Genomic DNA, 18087 nt, shown 5'->3' on the forward strand with positions numbered 1-18087 from the left:
AGCTGGCTTGCCAGCGATAGCAATCTCCCAGCCGACCAATCTCCAACAGCCCACACCCAATCCAACTGTGGGAGCTGGCTTGCCAGCGATAGCGACCTCACAACCACCCAGTTTCTTCCAGGTGTACTCAATGCCAATGTCTGCGGCGCTTACGGATCGGCACCGTGCAGCAGCCAATCGAGCAACAGGCTGCTGTCGCGCGGTGGTGGTGTTTCACTCGGTGGCGCAGGGCGTGGGTTGGCGAGGCACAGAATCGGTCGATCCGGGTCGCTGTCGAGGAAGCTGACCCACACCTCACTGCCGGCGCGGGGCAACTGGTGGGTGGCGAGACGGCCGGCGCCGGTCAGTGCGATTGGAAGCCACAGGCATGCAGACTCAGTTGTCTGCGCCGGCCAGAGGTTGACGCCGATGCGCCCGCGATCATCCAGTTGCGCGGGCTGGCCGGGCGATCCCAGCACTTGTGCCAGATGGTAGCCGCCGATGTTCGGGCGCGGCTGTGCCAATGGCGGGCGAAAATCGCTTGACCAGGGCAGGGCTGTGAAGTCGTTTCGATAGCGATGCACATCAGTGGTCGGGTCGAGGATCGAGGGGTGCTGGCCCTGGTGGTGCAGTTCGGTGATCAGCCATTGTTCATTGAAGGTATTGATCGGATGCTCGCTGATCTGTAACAGATGCCCGCTGCGCAACGCGCTGCAATCGCAGGTGCCCCGGATCGAGCGCGACTGACAGCGCTGGCGCTGCAGATGGCGACGGCTGCGTTGTTCGGCGTGACGCTGTTCGCCGGACAGGTTCTGCGGTGCGAGTGCGGGCACGGGATGGTTGGCCGCGTCGGTGGCGATGGCCTCCTGCCCGCGGTTGCGAATGCCGTGCGCAGCCATCACCGGTGGCGCGTCATGGCGCTGAAACAGCGTGCTGACGCGCGGTGATGGTGTGTCGTCGGTGATGCCAAACGGCACCGGCAACGGTTCCTGCGGCAGGCTGAGGTTGTCATCGGCAAACACCAGCACATGCCCGTTCGGGTGATGTTCGAAGTGATAGTGGATGCCTTCCTCCTCACACAGCCGTTGCACGAAGGCCAGGTCACTTTCTTCGTACTGGATGCAAAAGGGCCGCGGCGGGTATTGGCCGACGCTCATTTCGATCCGGTAACTGTCCGCCGGCAACTCATGCTCGCCGAGCAATTGCGCGAGGATCGTCGGCACGCTCGTTTGCACGAAGACCCGGCGCCGGGGCGGCTGGTCCAGGCTCAGCAGCAGCGGGACGAGGATCAGCCGGTAGCCGATGCGGTGGCTGGCGCGATGCTCGCAACTGACGCTGTGGATCAGACCGTGGATCCCGTGATCGGCGCCCAGGCGCAGGAACGCCGGTTGGCGCAGCAGACTGCCTGGGGGCAACGCCGGTGCCAGACCGATCATTTCAATTTCGAAGCGAAACGGCTGATTGAGTGCTTCCTTGCCACTGAAACGCAAGACCGGCAGGCACAGCGGGCCGTCGGTCAGGGTCAGGGTGAACGGGCTTTCCTTATCATTGAGCATTCGTACGGGCTCTGTGGGCAATACGGACGGCAGAGGGTACGAAAACGCGAGCACGAATGGTCATGGCTGGTGGGCTTTTCAGAATCGCCCTACAAGTCGTGGTGACGATGTCGATTCAACAATGATTTTTTTGGTCGATTGCCGACTTTAGGCCGTATAAACTTGGCGCCACGCGTCGGCCAATAGATGTCTCGGCGCCACAGATCAAGAGAGTGAGTAATGGGCGCACAGTGGAAGGTTAAACACAAAGAAGCGGCAGCCAACGCCAAGGGCAAGATCTTCGGCAAACTGGTGAAAGAAATCACCATCGCTGCCCGCAACGGTGCCGATACCGCCACCAACGCACACCTGCGTCTGGTGGTCGAGCAGGCCAAGAAAGCCTCGATGCCCAAGGAAACCCTGGACCGCGCCATCAAGAAAGGCGCCGGCCTGCTGGGCGAAACCGTGCAGTACCACCGCGTGACGTACGAAGGTTTCGCGCCGCATCAGGTTCCGTTGATCGTCGAGTGCGTCACCGACAACATCAACCGCACCGTCGCGGAAATCCGCGTGGCGTTCCGCAAGGGTCAACTGGGCGCTTCCGGTTCGGTGGCCTGGGACTTCAACCACGTCGGCATGATCGAAGCGTCGCCGGACACCCCGGACGCCGATCCGGAAATGGCCGCGATCGAGGCCGGTGCCCAGGACTTCGAGCCGGGCGAAGAGGGCGCGACCCTGTTCCTGACCGATCCGACCGACCTCGATGCCGTGCAGAAAGCCCTGCCTGAGCAAGGTTTTACCGTGCTGTCGGCCAAACTCGGCTACCAGCCGAAGAACCCGGTCAGCGGCCTGAGCGCCGAGCAGATGGCTGAAGTCGAGGCGTTCCTCGAAGGCCTCGACAACCACGATGACGTGCAGGACATGTTTGTCGGTCTGGCGGGCTGATCTGTTGCAAAGATAACTGTGGCGAGGGAGCTTGCTCCCGCTCGGCTGCGCGGCAGTCGTTGTTTTTGGGACGGCTTTGCCGTCCAGCGGGAGCAAGCTCCCTCGCCACAGGATTTGCGTCAGTTAAAGCGTTTCCAGGACCTCGATCACTTCGCTGAACCCCGGCCGCGCCAGCACGTCCGGCTGACAGCAACGCTGTTCCAGCGCCTCCAGCACCTCGCGTTGTTCATCGCTCAACCCCGAGTCGACGCGCGCCAGCAATTCCCCGAGCAGAACCCCGAACGCCCGCACTTCGATGCGTTGCAGTGCCCGGGTTTCCAGGTTGTCGGTGGTGGCATGGAACGACGCCGCGCCGAAATCCCCGAGCAAGCAATCGCCCTGATCGTTCAACAGAATGTTGTGGCCGTAGAGGTCGCCGTGGGTGATGCCCTGTTGATGCAAGTGTTCAGCCGCCGAAGCGATGCCCTTGGCAATGTTCAGCGCCACTTCGGCACTGAAGCGGCAGTCCTCGGCATACACATCCCGCGAGCAGCTCGCCAGGCTCGGCAATGCCGCGAGGTTGCGAAAGCTTGGGTCGATCAGTTGCATCACCAGCCCCTGTTGGCCATCAGGATGCCCGTGAATACGGCCTTCCACGCGGATCAGGTTCGGGTGCAGGCCGGCGGTGATGCAGGCGTTCATCTCGTGCAGCGGCGAACCGTCGCTGGTCATTTCACCTTTATAGAGCTTCACCGCGACCGGCACCTGCGAGCCGTCGGCGCGCTGCCACTGCGCCCGGGAAATCACCCCCGAGGCGCCTTCGCCCAGGCGCTGTTCCAGACGCAGCGCCGACCAGTCGATCAGCGGCGTGGCTTCCAGCGCGGCGGCATCGGCTTCGGTTTCCAGCGGATTGCCGGCATACGCCAGCCAGGTCAGGCTCGGCAGGGTCAGCAGCCACTGCGGCAGTTCACGCATCTGGTTGGCGGCGATGCGGATCAGCTCCAGGCGATGGCACTGGCTCATTGAGGCGGGCAGCGCTTGCAGGCGATTGCCGGCCAGCAACAGTTTTTGCAGATACGGGCGCTCACCCAGTTCGGTGGGCAGGCTTTCGATGCAGTTGTCGGTCAGGATCAACCAGCGCAGCAGCGGCGGCAATGCTGGGCCCGGCACGTGGCTGATGCGGTTGGCCTTGAAGCCGATCATCGTCAGCGCCGCGCATTTTCCGACGCATTCCGGCACCTCGGTGAAGTGGTTGTCCGAGCAAAACAGAATGCGCATCCTGGTCAGGCGGTGCAGGTCGTCGGGCAAGCTGCTCAAGGCGTTGCCGCTGAGGTTGAGCACCTCCAGCGTATCGGCCAGCTCGAAAATCTCCCGGGGGAACTCGGTCAGGCCGCAAGACAGATCCAGCCGGGTAATGCCCGACAACTCGCCGGCGCGCAATTGAGCAAGGGTGTGCATGGGGATGTTCACTATCAAAGGAAAGAAGCGCCGGGCGCTCGGAATGGGCGACATGATAACGGCAAAGCCGGGATTTGCATTGATCTGAACTGGAGGCCCCTTTAATTCCTGTGGGAGCGAGCCTGCTCGCGAAGGCGGAGTGTCAGTTGGCGAAATATTGGCTGACAGGACGCTTTCGCGAGCAGGCTCGCTCCCACAAGGGACTTGAGTGGATCAGTGGGTTTCCTGCAACTGCCCCAGGCGACTGCGGGTGCGCGCCAGATCGATGGCATTCCCGCCAAGGGCCTCGCGCAGTGGCAAGCGGCTGAGCAGGGTCAGGTGCTTGTCCTGGTCGTAGAGCACGTCGATCAGGTTGATGAAGCGCTGTTGTGCGGCGATCGAGCACTCACCGAGTTCCGGCAGGTCGTCGATGATCCACTGGTCGAAACGCCGACACAGCTCCAGATAATCCATCACCGCTGTCGGTTGCTCGCACACGTCGCTGAAGGCGAAAGCGACCCGGCTGCCATCGCACAGGCGCGCCTGAACGTGTCGGCTGCCCACCGGCAACGCAATGGCCGGGGCACCTTCGGGCGGCAGGTTCAGCGCCTGGCGCTGGGTTGCGGTGGCTGGCCACACATAGTGGCCCTGCGTGAAAACCTGATGCGCATGGTTGCTCGCCTGGCTGCGGTAATCGTGCGGGCCGCCGACCTCCATCACTTGCATTCGGGCGTTGATCAATTCGATCACCGGTTTGAAGCGCGCGTGATAGAGCGGGTTGGGCAGCAAGCCTTCCGGCGGATAGTTGGAAGTCACCAGCAGCAGAATCCCGCGCTGGAACAAGGCCTTGAACAGGCGGGTGATGAGCATCGCATCGCCGATGTCATGCACATGAAATTCGTCGAAACACAGTACCTGGCAATCGGCTAACAGCTCGTCGAGGGTGACGCCGAGAGCGTCGTCTTGTTCGCGATGGTTGAACATGCCCTGATGCAACCGGGCAAAGAATTCATGGAAATGCACGCGCTGTTTCTGCGCGGTCGGCAGTGCCTGGAAAAAACCGTCGAGCAGCCAGCTCTTGCCGCGTCCGACCGCGCCATGCAGGTACAGGCTCGGCGGCATTTGCGGCTTGGCGCCGAACAACAGGCTGGCCTGCTGCGCCATGCAATCGATCACCCGCTGTTGGCTGTGGCTGAGGGTGTAACCCTGACCGTGAGCCTTGTGCCGGAAATATTCGCGGATCGACTGGGCATTCGCGTCATGCCCGGCATTCGCGGGCCGGCCCTTGGCGAACCAGCGGCGCAGCGCCGACCAGCGTAGGGTCAGTGGCGATCGTTTGGGCGCTCGAGAGGGCACAGTGCAGTCACTCCGTGTTCATCAGACCGGCGCCCGGGAGCGCGGCGCCGTAGTGTAACCAGAGGCTGCGCCCGGCTTCCATCGCGGCTCGTCGACTGTGGGCGATCACTGAACAGATTTGTGCGGGACGTACAGCTATTTTCAGCGATGTAATTCGCCGTGTTGCCAAACTTTCGAAACATATCCCGGCAGATCCATGGATCCAATCGACTGGCGGATTCGTTGTCCGTTGCTACCCTGAAACACAGTAACGTCATCCAGGATGTTCCCTCACAAGGAATGGGACAGTGATTGTACGTGTGGTGATGGGCCTGCTCGGGGTGCTTGGGGCCTCGGTGCATGCGGCGGATCTTCAGGTCGAAGTCCGCGTTGACGTGCAGCGTGGCTGCCAGTTGATCGGCGAGCAGCGCGAGGCGGGTATCGAACAATTGGGCGTGCTGGATTTCGGCAGTATTGCGCGTCTCGACGACCCGGCCGGGCCACTGGGTGCGGCGCTGACCAACCAACGGTTGCCACGTCTGGAATGCAACCCTGACACGCCGTATCAACTGCGGGTCGACGGTGGCCTGCATGGTGGCGTTGGCGAGGTTCGCTACATGGCGGGGGCGGCGGGGAGCCAGCCGATTCCTTATCGGCTGTATCAGGACGCGGCGCGCCGGGTGCCGCTGGTGGTGAACGTGCCGGTCAGCGGCCGGGTGCCGGACACCGGCACAGTGGAGCTGCCGCTGTATGCACGGATCGAGCGTCTGGCGCAGGTGCCGCAGGTCAGCCGCTATTCGGATCTGGTCAAGGTCACGGTGACCTGGTGAGTGCAGAATTTCAGGCAATTCGCTGGAGGCGGATTGCGCAGGGAAGGGGCGTTCAATGCTGAACGCAAGGTACGCAGGCATCCTGAAGGAGTAGGAGGGACGCTATGACAGGCAAGCACTGGATGGTTATCGCCACGGGTACGTTGCTGTTGCTCGCTGACGACGCACAGGCGGCGATCAGTGGGCAGATCAATGCGCGGCTGATCCTGATCGCCGGGTGCGAAGTCACCAACAGCGCCACCCCGGCGATCCCGGTGAGCAATCTGGGCATCCTCGATTTCGGTCAGCAGGGGCCGACCTGGAACGCGCCGATCAAGGCCAGTCTCGACGGCGACAGCAGCGGCAAGCTGAACGTCGCCTGCAATCCCTCGGTCACCGGTTTCACCGTCACCATCGACGGCGGCAGCCACGGTGACGGCACCACCCGCCGCCTGAGCAACGGGCGCCAGACCCTGCCTTATCAACTCTTTCTGGATGCTTCCGGTAGCCAGCGCTACAGCATTGGCCAACAACACAATTTCGCTGTCACCAGCGGTGCGCAGATACCGATTCCGGTGTTTGGCACGGTGGTGGCGAATACCCGCGCGGTTCCGGCAGGTGTCTACACCGACACGCTGACGGTGACGCTCGACTGGTAACCCCGTAGAGGACGGACACCATGCGCAAGTTTGCATCAAGGATAGGTTTGTCGTTGCTCGGCCTGACGCTGGTTTCCAGTGCCCACGCCGCCACCACGGTCACCGGCCAGATCACCGCCAGCCTGACCCTGATCAGCAGCTGTCAGGTCAATGGCGCCGGCGGCTCCACCGGCCTGAACTTCGGTGCGCTGAACTTCGGCACCGCCAACAGCCTGTTCACCACCGCCAGCGGGCAGGTTCTGGGCGGTGGCGGCGGGGCGCTGTCGATTCTCTGTTCCAGCGGCACGACCCCGGTGGTCAAGGTGCGTGCCGGTGCTCACGACGGGCAATCGCCGGGTGGCGCTCGCGCGTTGTATGACGGTGTCGCCAACTACGTGCCGTACGACTTCTACACCGATGCCGGGCATTCGCAACTGCTGCCGATCGACGGCACGATCAACCTGGCGACCAGCACTGGCGTGGCGCAGACGGTGAATATCTACGGTCAGGCGGTGGGCAAGGCTGGACTGCCGGCGGGGACGTACACCGACACCGTCGCTGTTGAACTGACGTTCTGATGCCATGCGCCGCCAAGGCTGTGCCGCGCTGCTCCTGCTCTGTGCGGGCAGTGTGCCGCTGCCGCTGGGGGCGGCGACCAGCCAGAGCTTTCAGGTCAGCGCGACCATCACGCCGGGATGCCTGGTGGTGGGCGGGGTGTCGAATTACGGCGGACTGAATTTCGGTTCGAGTTCGGCCCTCGCGACCGGCACGGTGCAAGTGGCATTGACCGGCGGCGTGCAGTTGCAATGCACGCCGGGGGTGGCACTGAACATGACGGTCGATGGCGGCCAGTACAACAGCAGCGGTCGCCACATGCAGATCAACAGCGGCAGTGCGCGGGTGGCGTATGCGCTGTTCCGCGATGCGGCTTACAGCCAGAGCCTGGGCGTCGGCCAGAGCGTGGCGGTGGCCTATAGCGATGCAAACAACATCAGCCTGCCGATTTACGGTCAGGTGCAATTGCCGGGCAATCAGCCCGGGGGCACGTACAGCGACGTGTTGCAGGTGCAGCTGTCGTGGTAAAGCGACATTTGAATGGCCGACAAGGAGCAGGTTCATGGGGGCAGTTACGTCTGGGCATTCGTTGTTGCAGGGCGCGTTGCTGGCGCTGGTCATGCTCGGGGCCGGCCATGCGCAGGCCGCCAGTTCGGTGCTGATCTGGCCGATCGATCCGGTGCTGGAGGCCGATCAACAGGCCAGTGCGCTATGGCTGGAAAACCGTGGCACGGAAACCGCCAACCTGCAGATCCGCGTGTTCGGCTGGAGCCAGAGCGGCTTTGCAGAGCAATACCAGAACCAGCGCGACGTGATCGGCAGCCCGCCAGTGGCGAAGATCGAGCCGGGGCAAAAACAACTGGTGCGCCTGACCCGGACCAAGGATGTGCCGCCGGGGCAGGAACTGGCTTACCGGATCATCATCGACGAAATCCCTTCCGCCCAGCCGCCGGCCGCCGAGGGCGGCAAAACCGCAGCCGCGATCCGCTTTCAGATGCGCTATTCGGTGCCCTTGTTTGCCTACGGCGCGGGGCTGTGGAGCAAGGAAGACAGCACCCGCCCGCGTGACCCCAAAGGTATCGGTGTGCCGCAGCTGAGCTGGCGCACGGTGGCGGTGGACGGTCGACCGTATATCGAAGTGCGCAATCAGGGCGCGGTGCATGCGCGGCTGACCGACGTGGCGATCAAACAGGGTGGACAGAGCAAGCCATTAGCCGAGGGGTTGTTGGGTTATGTGCTGCCGGGCGCGGTGATGCGCTGGCCGGCACCTGGGGCGTTGGCGAGTGAGTCGGCGTTGCAAGTGCGAGTCAATGGCGGGGTCCAGGTGCAGAGCATTGCGCCGGGACGCTGAAAAGGGAGCCATGCCGAGTGGACTTTTGTGGCGAGGGAGCTTGCTCCCGCTGGGTTGCGAAGCAGCCCCAAGCCGTGTCAGGTAGTCCGCTCAAACAGTTCTGACGACGGCTGCGCCGCCGAGCGGGAGCAAGCTCCCTCGCCACAATGAATGCATCGTGTCGTCAAAATTCCAGAGAAAGATAACTGGCTTTGGCAAGAGTGGCATCAGGAGGATCGAGTCCATTGACGGACGTAAAGCGTGTATGAGCCCGGGATGGGCTCGTCGTATTCAGCGTCCGTTGTGGCTCATGACCGGCGCGTGTTGCCTGATGTTCGTGCAACCATCCGAGGCCGGCGAACTGCCGCCACCGCCCAGCGGCATGGAGGCCGTGAGTGATGCACAGTTGTTTCTGGAGTTGGTGGTCAATCAGATGAACACCGGGCGGGTGGTGGCGGTGCAGCAACGTGACGGGCATCTGTTTTTGCCGGCCAGCGTATTGGCTGAAACCGGGATGAAATTGCCGGGCAATCCTGGTGCCGAAGTTGATCTCGACGGCCTGCCTGGACTGCACAGCGATTACGACAGTGTCGGCCAGCGCCTGCTTCTGGATGTGCCGCCGCAGTGGCTGCCGGATCAGTTCATCGGTAATCGCGAGAACTATCCGCGCACCCCGGCGCTGAGCAGTTTCGGCGCGTTGTTCAACTATGACCTGTACCTCAACGACACCGACGATGCCGGCACTTATCTGGCGGCGTGGAACGAGGTGCGGCTGTTCGATAGCTGGGGCACGTTGTCCAACACCGGGCAGTACCGGCGCACCTTGTCCGGCGATTCGGTCAGCACACTGGACAACGGCTACCTGCGCTACGACACCACCTGGCGTTACTCCGACGACGAGCGAATGCTCACCTACGAGGGCGGTGACGTGATCAGCGGCGCGTTGCCGTGGAGCAACTCGGTGCGTCTGGGCGGTGTGCAGTTCTCGCGGGACTTTGCCGTGCGCCCGGATCTGGTGACTTATCCGTTGCCGCAGTTCGCCGGCGAGGCCGCGGTGCCGTCGTCGGTGGATCTGTTCATCAACGGCTACAAGTCGAGCAGCACCGACCTGCAACCGGGGCCGTATACCCTGACCAACATTCCCTTCATCAACGGCGCCGGGGAGGCGGTGGTGGTGACCACCGATGCGTTGGGGCGGCAGGTGTCGACCACGGTGCCGTTCTATGTCACCAGCAGTCTGCTGCAAAAAGGCCTGAGTGATTTCTCGGTGGCGGCCGGTACGTTGCGCCGCGATTACGGCTTGAAGGACTTCAGCTATGGCCCCGGCGTGACTTCCGGCAGCCTGCGCTACGGTGTCAGCGACAGCTTCACCCTGGAAAGCCACGCCGAAGCGGCTGACTCGTTGACCCTCGGCGGGATCGGCGGCAATTGGCGTCTGGGCAATTTCGGCGTACTCAACAGCGCCATCAGTCAGAGCCGATTCGACGGCGACGGCGGCGAGCAGTTGAGTCTCGGTTATCAGTACAGCAGCCAGCGCTACAGTTTTTCCTGGCAGCGCCTGCAACGCCGCGATCAGTACGCCGACCTCAGCGTGATCGACAGCCCTTACATCAGCCTCAGCCGGCGCAGCGAGCAAGCGACCCTGAGCGTCAACCTCGAGCGCTGGGGCAGCCTCGGTGCCGGTTATTTCGATGTGCGCGCGGCGGACGATTCGCGCACGCGTCTGCTCAACCTGAGCTGGAGCAAACCGCTGTGGCGCAACAGCAGCTTCTATCTGTCGGCCAACCGCGAGATTGGCGACAGCAACTGGGCAGTGCAGGCGCAACTGGTGATCCCGTTCGATCTGCGCGGCAGCCTGGCGATCAGCAGCGAGCGCAGCAAGACCGGGCAGAGTCAGCAGCGGGTCAATTACAGTCGTTCGGTGCCGACCGAGGGCGGTGTCGGTTTCAATCTGGGGTATGCCAAGGGTGACGGTCCAGACTATCGCCAGGCCGACGTGACCTGGCGTCTGCAATCGGTGCAGTTGCAGGCCGGAGTCTACGGCACGTCCGACGCCGAGACCCGTTGGGCCGATGCCAGTGGCTCGCTGGTGTGGATGGACCGCCAAGTGTTCGCCGCCAATCGCATCGACGACGCGTTTGTGGTGGTCAGCACCGAGGGTTTCGCCGACATTCCGGTGCGCTACGAAAACCAGCAGGTCGGTCAAACCGATAAAAACGGCCACTTGCTGGTGCCGTGGAGCAGCGCGTACTACCGCGGCAAATACGAAATCGATCCGCTGAATCTGCCGGCCAACGTGCGCAGCCCCAACGTCGAACAGCGCATCGCCGTACGCCGTGGCAGCGGTTATTTGCTGGAGTTTCCACTGACCCGGGTGATCGCTGCGAGTATCGTGCTGGTGGATGCGCAGCAGCGTGAATTGCCATTGGGCGCGGGCGTGCTGCACGAGCAGAGTGGCGCGCGCACGGTGGTCGGTTGGGACGGCTTGGTCTATCTGGAAAACCTCCAGGCGCAGAACTCGTTGCAGGTGACGCTGGCCGACGGCAAAACCTGTAAGACGCAATTCGCTGTCGACATGCAGCAAAGCCAGGTGCCGCTGATCGGCCCGTTGGTGTGCCAATGAACGCGGCGCGGATTTGCCTGTGTCTGGCGTTACTGTTGCCGGGGATGGCGCAGGCCTTGTGTTCGGTGGTCAGCACCACGCCGGCGGCGTTCGGTTCGATCAGTTCGATTGCCGTGCGCACCACGACGCAGCCCAGTTCCACGCTCAATGCCGGGTTGAGTTGTACCGGTTCGCTGTTGTCATTGCTGACCAGCAACGACCATTTCTACGCCACCATCACCTCGACCCAGAGTGGTTTGCTCGGGCCGACCGGCGACGTCATCGGCTACACGATCTACGCCAACAACAGCACCAGCTACCCGGTCACCCGTGGCAGCGCCTTCGACTTCGCCCGTAACGGCATTATCGATGCCTTGGGATTGCTCAACGGCACCACCCCGAAAACCGTGCCGCTGTATCTGGGCACGACCATTGGCAGTAACGTCGCCGCCGGGGTTTATACGGAAACCCTGAGCATTTTCTGGAACTGGAATTACTGCTCCGGGATCGGTATCGGCAGTGTTTGTCTGGGGCGCGACATCAATAGCGGTACCGCGACGTTGACGGTGAACCTGACCGTGTCCAACGACTGCACGATTACTGCGCCGAACATTGCCTTTGGCAGTGCGCCGGTAATCAGTGCCTTTACCCCGGTGATCGGGCAGACCATCAATCTGGCCTGCACCAAGGGCAGTGCTTACACCGTCGGTTTGAGCGACGGACAGAACCCGGCTAGTGTCGGCGGCCGGCGGCGGATGATTTCCGGGAGCAACTATCTGGCCTACGACATCTTCAAAAGCGCTGGCACCACTCGTTGGGGCAGTGTCGGCAGCGCACGCCGGTCGAGCACCGATGCCGAGGTGAATCCGGGGAATGGGCTGGGCACCGGAAGTCAGATCTTCAACTACAACGCGAAGATCTACACCGATCAGACCACACCGCCGGCGGGCACTTACCTGGACAATGTGGTGCTCGACGTAGGGTTCTGACTCATACGATGACCCCTGTGGGAGCGGGCTTGCTCGCGAAAGCGATAGATCAGTCACCATCATTGTTGAATGACACACCGTATTCGCGAGCAAGCCCGCTCCCACAGGGGGGATTGGCGCAGTTTTCACAATGGCAGTGACTGCCTCAATTGCTGCACCGCCGGCGAATCCGTCGGGCTGACCATCGCATAGTTGTACCCGCCACCGGACCAGTAATCGGCCTGCAGATCGCCGTCGCTGCGACTGCCGCGTGGCAGGAAGGTGTTCTTCGGCCCCGGTGGCCGCACATAGAAACTGACCTTGTGGCCGCTGCGATCCTCATACACCACCATCGCCGCCGGGCCTTCATCGGTGCTGAGCAGGCGGCCACTGACCGGTTCGAAACCCGCGGATTTCAGATCCGGCAAGCGACTGGCCCGGGTGAAATAGCGGTCGAGCCAATGCTGCATGTCGCCGTCACTGTCGACTTTGTAGTCCGCCGGCAAAATCCCTTGCTGGGCGATCAAACGATAGGCCTGCAAGGCATCGGTCATCGGCAGCATGGAAGAGCGCACGAGGGTCATTTCCCGCGCCTGCCAGCCACTGAAACCGCCGATGCCGACCGCGATCAGCAACACCGCCGCGCTGGCCAGGTGACGACGCGACTGACGCTTGAGGCGCTGGCGAATCAGCGTCGGATCGAGTTCCGGATTGGCCGGTTGCTGCAAGGCACCGCCCAGGGCTGCGCGCAACAACTGGGCGTCGTGCTGCCAGGCGCGCACCTGCGCGGCGGCTTCCGGGTGAGTGGTCAGCCAGGTGTCGACCAGACGCCGGTCGGCTTCGTTGAGTTGGTGATCGACGTACGCGTGCAGGTCGCGCTCGCTGGGGGGCATGCTGATCATTTGAGTATCCGCAAAGAAGGGCTGCTGATTTCGCCGTCGCTGAGCTGGCGCAAGGCCTGGCGGGCGCGGGACAGGCGCGACATCACCGTGCCTGTGGGGACGTCGAGGATGTCCGCGACTTCCTTGTAGCTCAGGCCTTCGACCGAGACCATCAGCAACAGCGCGCGTTGTTCGGTGGGCAGGCGATCGAAGGCTTGCAGGGTCGATTGGGCAATCACGGTGCGCTCGGTCGAGGGTTCGGCGTCATCGCGCCCGGTGAAAAATTCGAGCATCCGCGCATAACGGCGCGAGCGCCGATGGGCGTCGAGAAATTGCCGATAGAGAATCGCGAACAGCCACGCGCGCACATCACCCTCGGCGCGTTTCGCGCTCCAGCCGGACAGGGCCCGCTCGAGGCTGGCCTGCACCAGATCGTCGGCGCTGCTGCTGTTGCGGGTCAACGACACGGCAAAGCGGCGCAATCTGGGAATGATTTCTCTCAACTGTTCGTCGAATTCGCTCATGAATTTCTGCTAGTCACTACGCTGTGGACTAGGGAGACGTCTGCCGTTCGAGGTTATTCCACGTTCGGAAAAATAAATACCGGGCCATGGAATAAATCCCGCTGGGGCGCGTCTTGCTGATTCTTCCTACTTGTGGCCGATGGCCCTGGAGTTATTCATGGTTGATCGCACTTCACCGCCGGGCAGGCCGTCGCGCCCGCCCTTGAGTGCCGCGAGCACAGTGTTGCGCCTGACGGCGATTGCCGTGGTGGTTGCCGCTGTCGCCGGGGCGTTTGCCTACGTGCACGGTAATCTTGACCCACAACGTCTGACGCCCAAGGCGCTGGTCGATGTGCTGGAGAAAAACAACGGTGTGCATCCCGGGTTCCGGCGCAACCACGCCAAGGGCGTGTGTGTGATCGGGCATTTCGAGAGCAGTGGCGAGGCGCGGGCGTTTTCTTCCGCACAGGTGTTCAACGAGGCGCAGACTCCGGTGGTCGGGCGCTTCGCATTGCCGGCAGGGAATCCCTACGCCCCGGATAGCAGTGTGCCGATCCGCAGTCTGGCGCTGCGTTTCACCCAGGCCAACGGTCAGCAATGGCGAACCGGGATGAACAGCATGCCGGTGTTCCCGGTCGGCACTCCCGAGGCGTTCTATCAGTTGCAGCAGGCGCAGTCACCGGATCCGGCCACGGGCAAACCGGATCCGTCGAAAGTGCCGGCATTCTTTGCCGCGCACCCGGAAGCCGTGCCGTTTTTGACGTGGGTGAAGAGCGCCAAACCGTCGGCCAGCTATGCCACTGAAACCTACAACAGCGTGAATGCGTTCTATCTGGTCAACGCCAGTGGGCAGAAGCAGGCGGTGCGCTGGAGTGTCACGCCACTGGCGCGCGATGCCGCCGGAGCCTTGGCGCCGGAGGGGGCGGATTTTCTCGAGAAGGATCTGGTGCAGCGTCTGGCCGAAGGGCCGTTGCGCTGGCAGCTGAATATCACCCTGGCCAACCCCGGTGATCCGGTGAACGATGCCAGTAAAACCTGGCCCGAGGGCCGCAAGGTGATCAACGCCGGCACGCTGGTGCTGGAGAAGACCCAGCCGCAGCTCAGCGGCGAATGCCGCGACATCAACTACGATCCGCTGGTGTTGCCGGCCGGTATCGAAGGTTCCGACGACCCGCTGCTCGCCGCGCGTTCCGCCGGTTACGCCGATTCCTATCTACGGCGCACCAGTGAAGTCAGCCAATTGCCCGCCGCCAGACAGGAGGCTCGCCCATGAGCACGCAACCGACTCATTTCGCGCTGTTGGCGCGGCTGCTGCATTGGCTGATGGCGCTGATGATCATCGCCATGTTGTTCATTGGCGCCGGCATGGTCACTTCGGTTTCACAGCGGCATGAATGGCTGATTCATCTGCACAAACCATTGGGGATCGCGATTCTGTTGCTGGTGGTCGTGCGCCTGTTGGTGCGGTTTTCCACTCGACAGCCGCCGCTGCCGGCGGATCTGCCGGGCTGGCAAGTGATGGCGGCCAAGGCTTCGCATGTGTTGTTGTACGCCTTGATGCTGGTGCTGCCGCTGCTCGGTTGGGCGATGATCAGTGCGTCGGGGGAGCCGGTGATGCTCAGCAATACCCTGCAGTTGCCGTCGATCCTGCCGGCCGATGCGCAAGTGTTTGCCCTGCTGCGCAAGGCGCATGGTTATCTGGCGTACCTGTTGTTCCTGACCGTGCTGTTGCACCTGGCAGCGGCGCTGTTCCATGGTTGGGTGCGCCGCGACGAGGTGCTCGACAGCATGTTGCGCGGTCGCGATCGCGATTAACCCGTCTGTGTGGCGCACCGCTGCGGTGCGCCACTTTTCAGAGTCAGCCACCAATAACTCAGCGCCACTGCGTTGATAACGGCGCCAAGCAGACACACGCCGGTCCAGCCGGCCCAGGCGTACATCGCCGTCGAGGTAATCGAACCCAATGCACTGCCGATCGAATAGAACAGCATGTAGCCGGCGGTGAGGCGGCTTTGCGCTTCAGGGCGTACGCTGTAGATCATGCTCTGGCTGGTGACGTGCACGGCCTGCAAGCCCAGATCGAGGGTGATCACGCCGAGCAACAGCGCCCACAGCGAGGACTGGGTGAGGGCGATCGGCAGCCACGAGGCGAGCATCAGCAGCAGCGACAGACCGCTGACCCATTGGCCCAGACCGCGATCAGCCAGATGTCCGGCGCGCGCGGCGGCGAGTGCACCGGCGGCGCCGGCCAAGCCGAACAGGCCAATTTCGCTATGGGATAACGACAGCGGCGGGGCGGCCAGCGGCAGCACCATCGGCGTCCACAGCACCATGGCGCTGGCAAAGGTCAGCAGCGCGAGAATCGCCCGTTGGCGCAGCACCGGCTCTTGCCTGAACAGGCTGAATACCGAAGCGATCAGCGCGCCGTAACGGCTTGCGGGCTGCGCGGCTTCATTCTTGGGCAAGACGCGCAACAGCAGCAGTGCCATCAGCAGCGTCAGCCCCGCCGACAGCAGATAGATCGCCCGCCAACCCGCCAGATCAGCCATGGCCCCGGCAATGGTGCGCGCGAGCAGAATGCCGACGACGATGCCGCTGGTGACCACGCCGACCACCCGGCCGCGTTGCGCCGGGATCGCCAGGGTCGCGGCGTAGGCCACCAGCACTTGCGTCACCACCGCGAGCAAACCGGTCAGGGTCATGCCGAGCAGCAACCACACACTGCTGGGTGCCAGCGCGATCATCAACAGCGCGGCGGCCGAGAGCAGGGTCTGGGTGACGATCAGTCGCCGTCGGTTGAGCAGGTCGCCGAGTGGCACCAGCAATACCAGACCGATGCCATAGCCGATTTGCGTCAGGGTAATGACGATGCCGATGGTTGCCGGTGACATGGCGAAGGCATCGGCCATGGCGTCCAGCAGCGGCTGCGCGTAATACACGTTGCCCACCGCCAGTCCACAGGCGACGGCAAACAGCAGCACCACGCTGCTTTTGAGAGGTTGAGGTTGCATGCCCTGTTTCCTTTTTGGGTTTCAAATTAAAACCAGAATCACGGTAAGCATTCTGGTTTTAATTTGCAACCTTGTTGGTCATGGCGTTTGATTGCGCAAAAAAAAGATCGCAGACACAGCTGCGATCTTTGGGGGGAGCGGGGGAGGGATCAGCGCAGGGTATCGACCATGTCGGCGATGGTGGTCAGCACGTCCTTGCCCAACTGTTTCGAGCGCTTGCCCGACCAGCCCGTTTCTTTGTTCGGATGGTCGTCGTGATCCTTGAACGGCATTTCCAGGGTTAGCGACAGGCAGTCGTATTTCTGGCCGACCGCGTTGCAGGCCAGGGTCATGTTGGCCTGACCCGGTTCGTCGCGGGTGTAGCCATATTTGGTCTGGAAGTCTTTCGTGGTGTGCTTGAGGTGCGTGCGGAAATGCTCTTCGAGCTTCTCGATGCGCGGCGTGTAACCCGGGTTGCCTTCGCAACCGGCGGTGAACACGTGGGGAATTTCTTCATCACCGTGTACGTCGAGGAATAGATCGACGCCGTACTTTTCCATCTGCTGTTGTACGAAAAGTACCTCTGGGCTGATGTCCTGACTGGCGCTCTGCCAGGCGCGGTTCAGGTCCTGGCCCATGGCGTTGGTACGCAAATGCCCGTGGAAGGCGCCGTCCGGGTTCATGTTCGGTACCAGATACAGATCGGCGCTGGCCAGCAGCTTGTTCAGCACCGGGTCGTCGTGGCGCTCCAGGCGTTCGATCACGCCTTCCATGAACCATTCGGCCATGTGTTCGCCCGGGTGCTGTTGCGCGATGATCCAGACTTTGCGCTGGCCTTCGGCGCCGCTGCCCTTGCGCAGCAACTGAATGTCACGACCCTCGACGCTTTTGCCGGTGGCCAGCAGTTCGGTGCCGGCCTTGGTCAGCGCTTGCTCGATCAGCCAGTCGTGACGACCTCGGCTGTAGGGTTCGAAGTAGGCGAACCAGGCGTGGGTCTGCGTGGCTTCGAGGGAGAAGCGCAGACAGTCGCCTTCGAAAATCGTTGGTACGCGGAACCAGTTGACATGGTCGTAGGACGCCACGGCTTGATAACCGGTCCAGGCTTTGTTGTACGAGGATTGGCTGGCGTTATTCAGACGAAACCAATGCTCTTGGCCAACGTGCAGGCCGCTGGCCTTGAAGTGGAACCACTGAAAATGCGCGCTCCGGGTATCCGGGCGAATGGCCAGAACCGGGTTGAGCGGATTGGAGATGTCGATGACTTGAATGTTGCCGCTGTCGAAGTTGGCGCTGATGTCGAACGAAGATTTGGCCACGGTCATAATCGGTTCCTGAATATGATTTTTATGGCGGCTACTTTACACGCAAGACAGGGCTGAAACCGAGGGAAATTGCGGGTTGCGGTGGGGGGCGTCTTCCGTGACGCGCAAGCAGCTTAGAGACTGTGCGATTGATTCTCAAGTGCTAATTGTCATTAGTTTGCCCCAATCGGGCCGGGCTTTGCTTGCCAAGCGATATTCTTTTGATATTATCCGCGCCATCGAATTTGCAGCACCCAAAGACTTCATTAGCCTGAAGCCATAAGCCCGAAAAACGGGCAA

General features: G+C 62.3%; 17 protein-coding genes and 1 pseudogene. 11 read left to right on the forward strand and 7 right to left on the reverse strand.

What is annotated here, in order from left to right; genetic code table 11:
- Positions 1 to 149: 149 nt before the first annotated feature.
- A complete protein-coding gene (locus H043_RS0128175; protein WP_027614600.1) occupies positions 150 to 1535 on the reverse strand; it encodes a type VI secretion system Vgr family protein in 1386 nt (461 codons plus the stop codon).
- Between the two features lie 219 nt (positions 1536 to 1754).
- Between H043_RS0128175 and H043_RS0128180 the strand changes: the two genes are divergently transcribed.
- Entirely contained in the window at positions 1755 to 2459 is a 705-nt protein-coding gene (locus H043_RS0128180; protein WP_027614601.1) for a YebC/PmpR family DNA-binding transcriptional regulator, read from the forward strand.
- A gap of 123 nt (positions 2460 to 2582) precedes the next feature.
- Here H043_RS0128180 and H043_RS0128185 read toward each other — a convergent pair whose 3' ends face one another.
- Entirely contained in the window at positions 2583 to 3896 is a 1314-nt protein-coding gene (locus H043_RS0128185; RefSeq protein WP_027614602.1) for a protein kinase, read from the reverse strand.
- A 213-nt stretch (positions 3897 to 4109) separates the two neighbouring features.
- Positions 4110 to 5231, reverse strand: a complete 1122-nt coding sequence (zapE, locus tag H043_RS0128195; RefSeq protein ID WP_027614603.1) for a cell division protein ZapE — start codon at positions 5229 to 5231, stop codon at positions 4110 to 4112.
- 287 nt (positions 5232 to 5518) lie between these two features.
- Here zapE and H043_RS0128200 point away from each other — a divergent pair, with 287 nt between their 5' ends.
- The 8 genes and pseudogenes from H043_RS0128200 to H043_RS30910 form a co-directional block, all read left to right on the forward strand.
- Positions 5519 to 6040, forward strand: coding sequence for a spore coat U domain-containing protein (locus tag H043_RS0128200; RefSeq protein ID WP_027614604.1), 522 nt, complete (start codon positions 5519 to 5521; stop codon positions 6038 to 6040).
- Between the two features lie 104 nt (positions 6041 to 6144).
- Positions 6145 to 6678, forward strand: coding sequence for a spore coat U domain-containing protein (locus tag H043_RS0128205; RefSeq protein WP_027614605.1), 534 nt, complete (start codon positions 6145 to 6147; stop codon positions 6676 to 6678).
- Positions 6679 to 6698: 20 nt separating this feature from the next.
- Entirely contained in the window at positions 6699 to 7235 is a 537-nt protein-coding gene (locus tag H043_RS0128210) for a spore coat U domain-containing protein (protein WP_027614606.1), read from the forward strand.
- 4 nt (positions 7236 to 7239) lie between these two features.
- Complete coding sequence (locus tag H043_RS0128215) at positions 7240 to 7740, forward strand: spore coat U domain-containing protein (protein WP_027614607.1); 501 nt, start codon at positions 7240 to 7242, stop codon at positions 7738 to 7740.
- Positions 7741 to 7774: 34 nt separating this feature from the next.
- A complete protein-coding gene (locus H043_RS0128220) occupies positions 7775 to 8563 on the forward strand; it encodes a molecular chaperone (RefSeq protein WP_027614608.1) in 789 nt (262 codons plus the stop codon).
- Between the two features lie 244 nt (positions 8564 to 8807).
- Positions 8808 to 11165: a fimbria/pilus outer membrane usher protein gene (locus H043_RS0128225; protein WP_027614609.1), complete on the forward strand. Its 2358-nt coding sequence runs from the start codon at positions 8808 to 8810 to the stop codon at positions 11163 to 11165.
- Positions 11162 to 12133: a spore coat U domain-containing protein gene (locus H043_RS0128230; RefSeq protein ID WP_027614610.1), complete on the forward strand. Its 972-nt coding sequence runs from the start codon at positions 11162 to 11164 to the stop codon at positions 12131 to 12133. Before H043_RS0128225 ends, H043_RS0128230 begins: the two co-directional genes overlap by 4 nt.
- Positions 12134 to 12141: 8 nt before the next feature.
- A pseudogene (locus H043_RS30910) lies at positions 12142 to 12240 on the forward strand (metal ABC transporter ATP-binding protein); the annotation flags it as partial.
- Between the two features lie 18 nt (positions 12241 to 12258).
- Here H043_RS30910 and H043_RS0128235 read toward each other — a convergent pair.
- Together H043_RS0128235 and H043_RS0128240 are read right to left on the reverse strand one after the other, a co-directional pair.
- Positions 12259 to 13014, reverse strand: a complete 756-nt coding sequence (locus H043_RS0128235) for an anti-sigma factor (RefSeq protein ID WP_027614611.1) — start codon at positions 13012 to 13014, stop codon at positions 12259 to 12261.
- Entirely contained in the window at positions 13011 to 13517 is a 507-nt protein-coding gene (locus H043_RS0128240; RefSeq protein WP_027614612.1) for an RNA polymerase sigma factor, read from the reverse strand. The genes H043_RS0128235 and H043_RS0128240 overlap by 4 nt, the downstream gene beginning before the upstream one ends.
- 157 nt (positions 13518 to 13674) lie before the next feature.
- Here H043_RS0128240 and H043_RS0128245 point away from each other — a divergent pair, with 157 nt between their 5' ends.
- Together H043_RS0128245 and H043_RS0128250 are read left to right on the forward strand one after the other, a co-directional pair.
- A complete protein-coding gene (locus tag H043_RS0128245; RefSeq protein ID WP_027614613.1) occupies positions 13675 to 14769 on the forward strand; it encodes a catalase family peroxidase in 1095 nt (364 codons plus the stop codon).
- Positions 14766 to 15311 carry a cytochrome b gene (locus H043_RS0128250; RefSeq protein ID WP_027614614.1) on the forward strand — a complete coding sequence of 182 codons (546 nt, stop codon included), beginning with the start codon at positions 14766 to 14768 and terminating at the stop codon, positions 15309 to 15311. Before H043_RS0128245 ends, H043_RS0128250 begins: the two co-directional genes overlap by 4 nt.
- Here the strand turns inward: H043_RS0128250 and H043_RS0128255 are convergent.
- Together H043_RS0128255 and H043_RS0128260 are read right to left on the reverse strand one after the other, a co-directional pair.
- Positions 15308 to 16507, reverse strand: a complete 1200-nt coding sequence (locus H043_RS0128255; protein WP_027614615.1) for an MFS transporter — start codon at positions 16505 to 16507, stop codon at positions 15308 to 15310. The genes H043_RS0128250 and H043_RS0128255 overlap by 4 nt on opposite strands.
- Before the next feature lie 149 nt (positions 16508 to 16656).
- Positions 16657 to 17808 (reverse strand): M14-type cytosolic carboxypeptidase, encoded by a 1152-nt coding sequence (locus tag H043_RS0128260; protein WP_027614616.1) that lies wholly within the window; start codon positions 17806 to 17808, stop codon positions 16657 to 16659.
- Positions 17809 to 18087: the final 279 nt, after the last annotated feature.

It is taken from the genome of Pseudomonas sp. URIL14HWK12:I6 (assembly GCF_000514195.1).
GTDB classification, from domain to species: Bacteria; Pseudomonadota; Gammaproteobacteria; order Pseudomonadales; family Pseudomonadaceae; genus Aquipseudomonas; species Aquipseudomonas putida_A.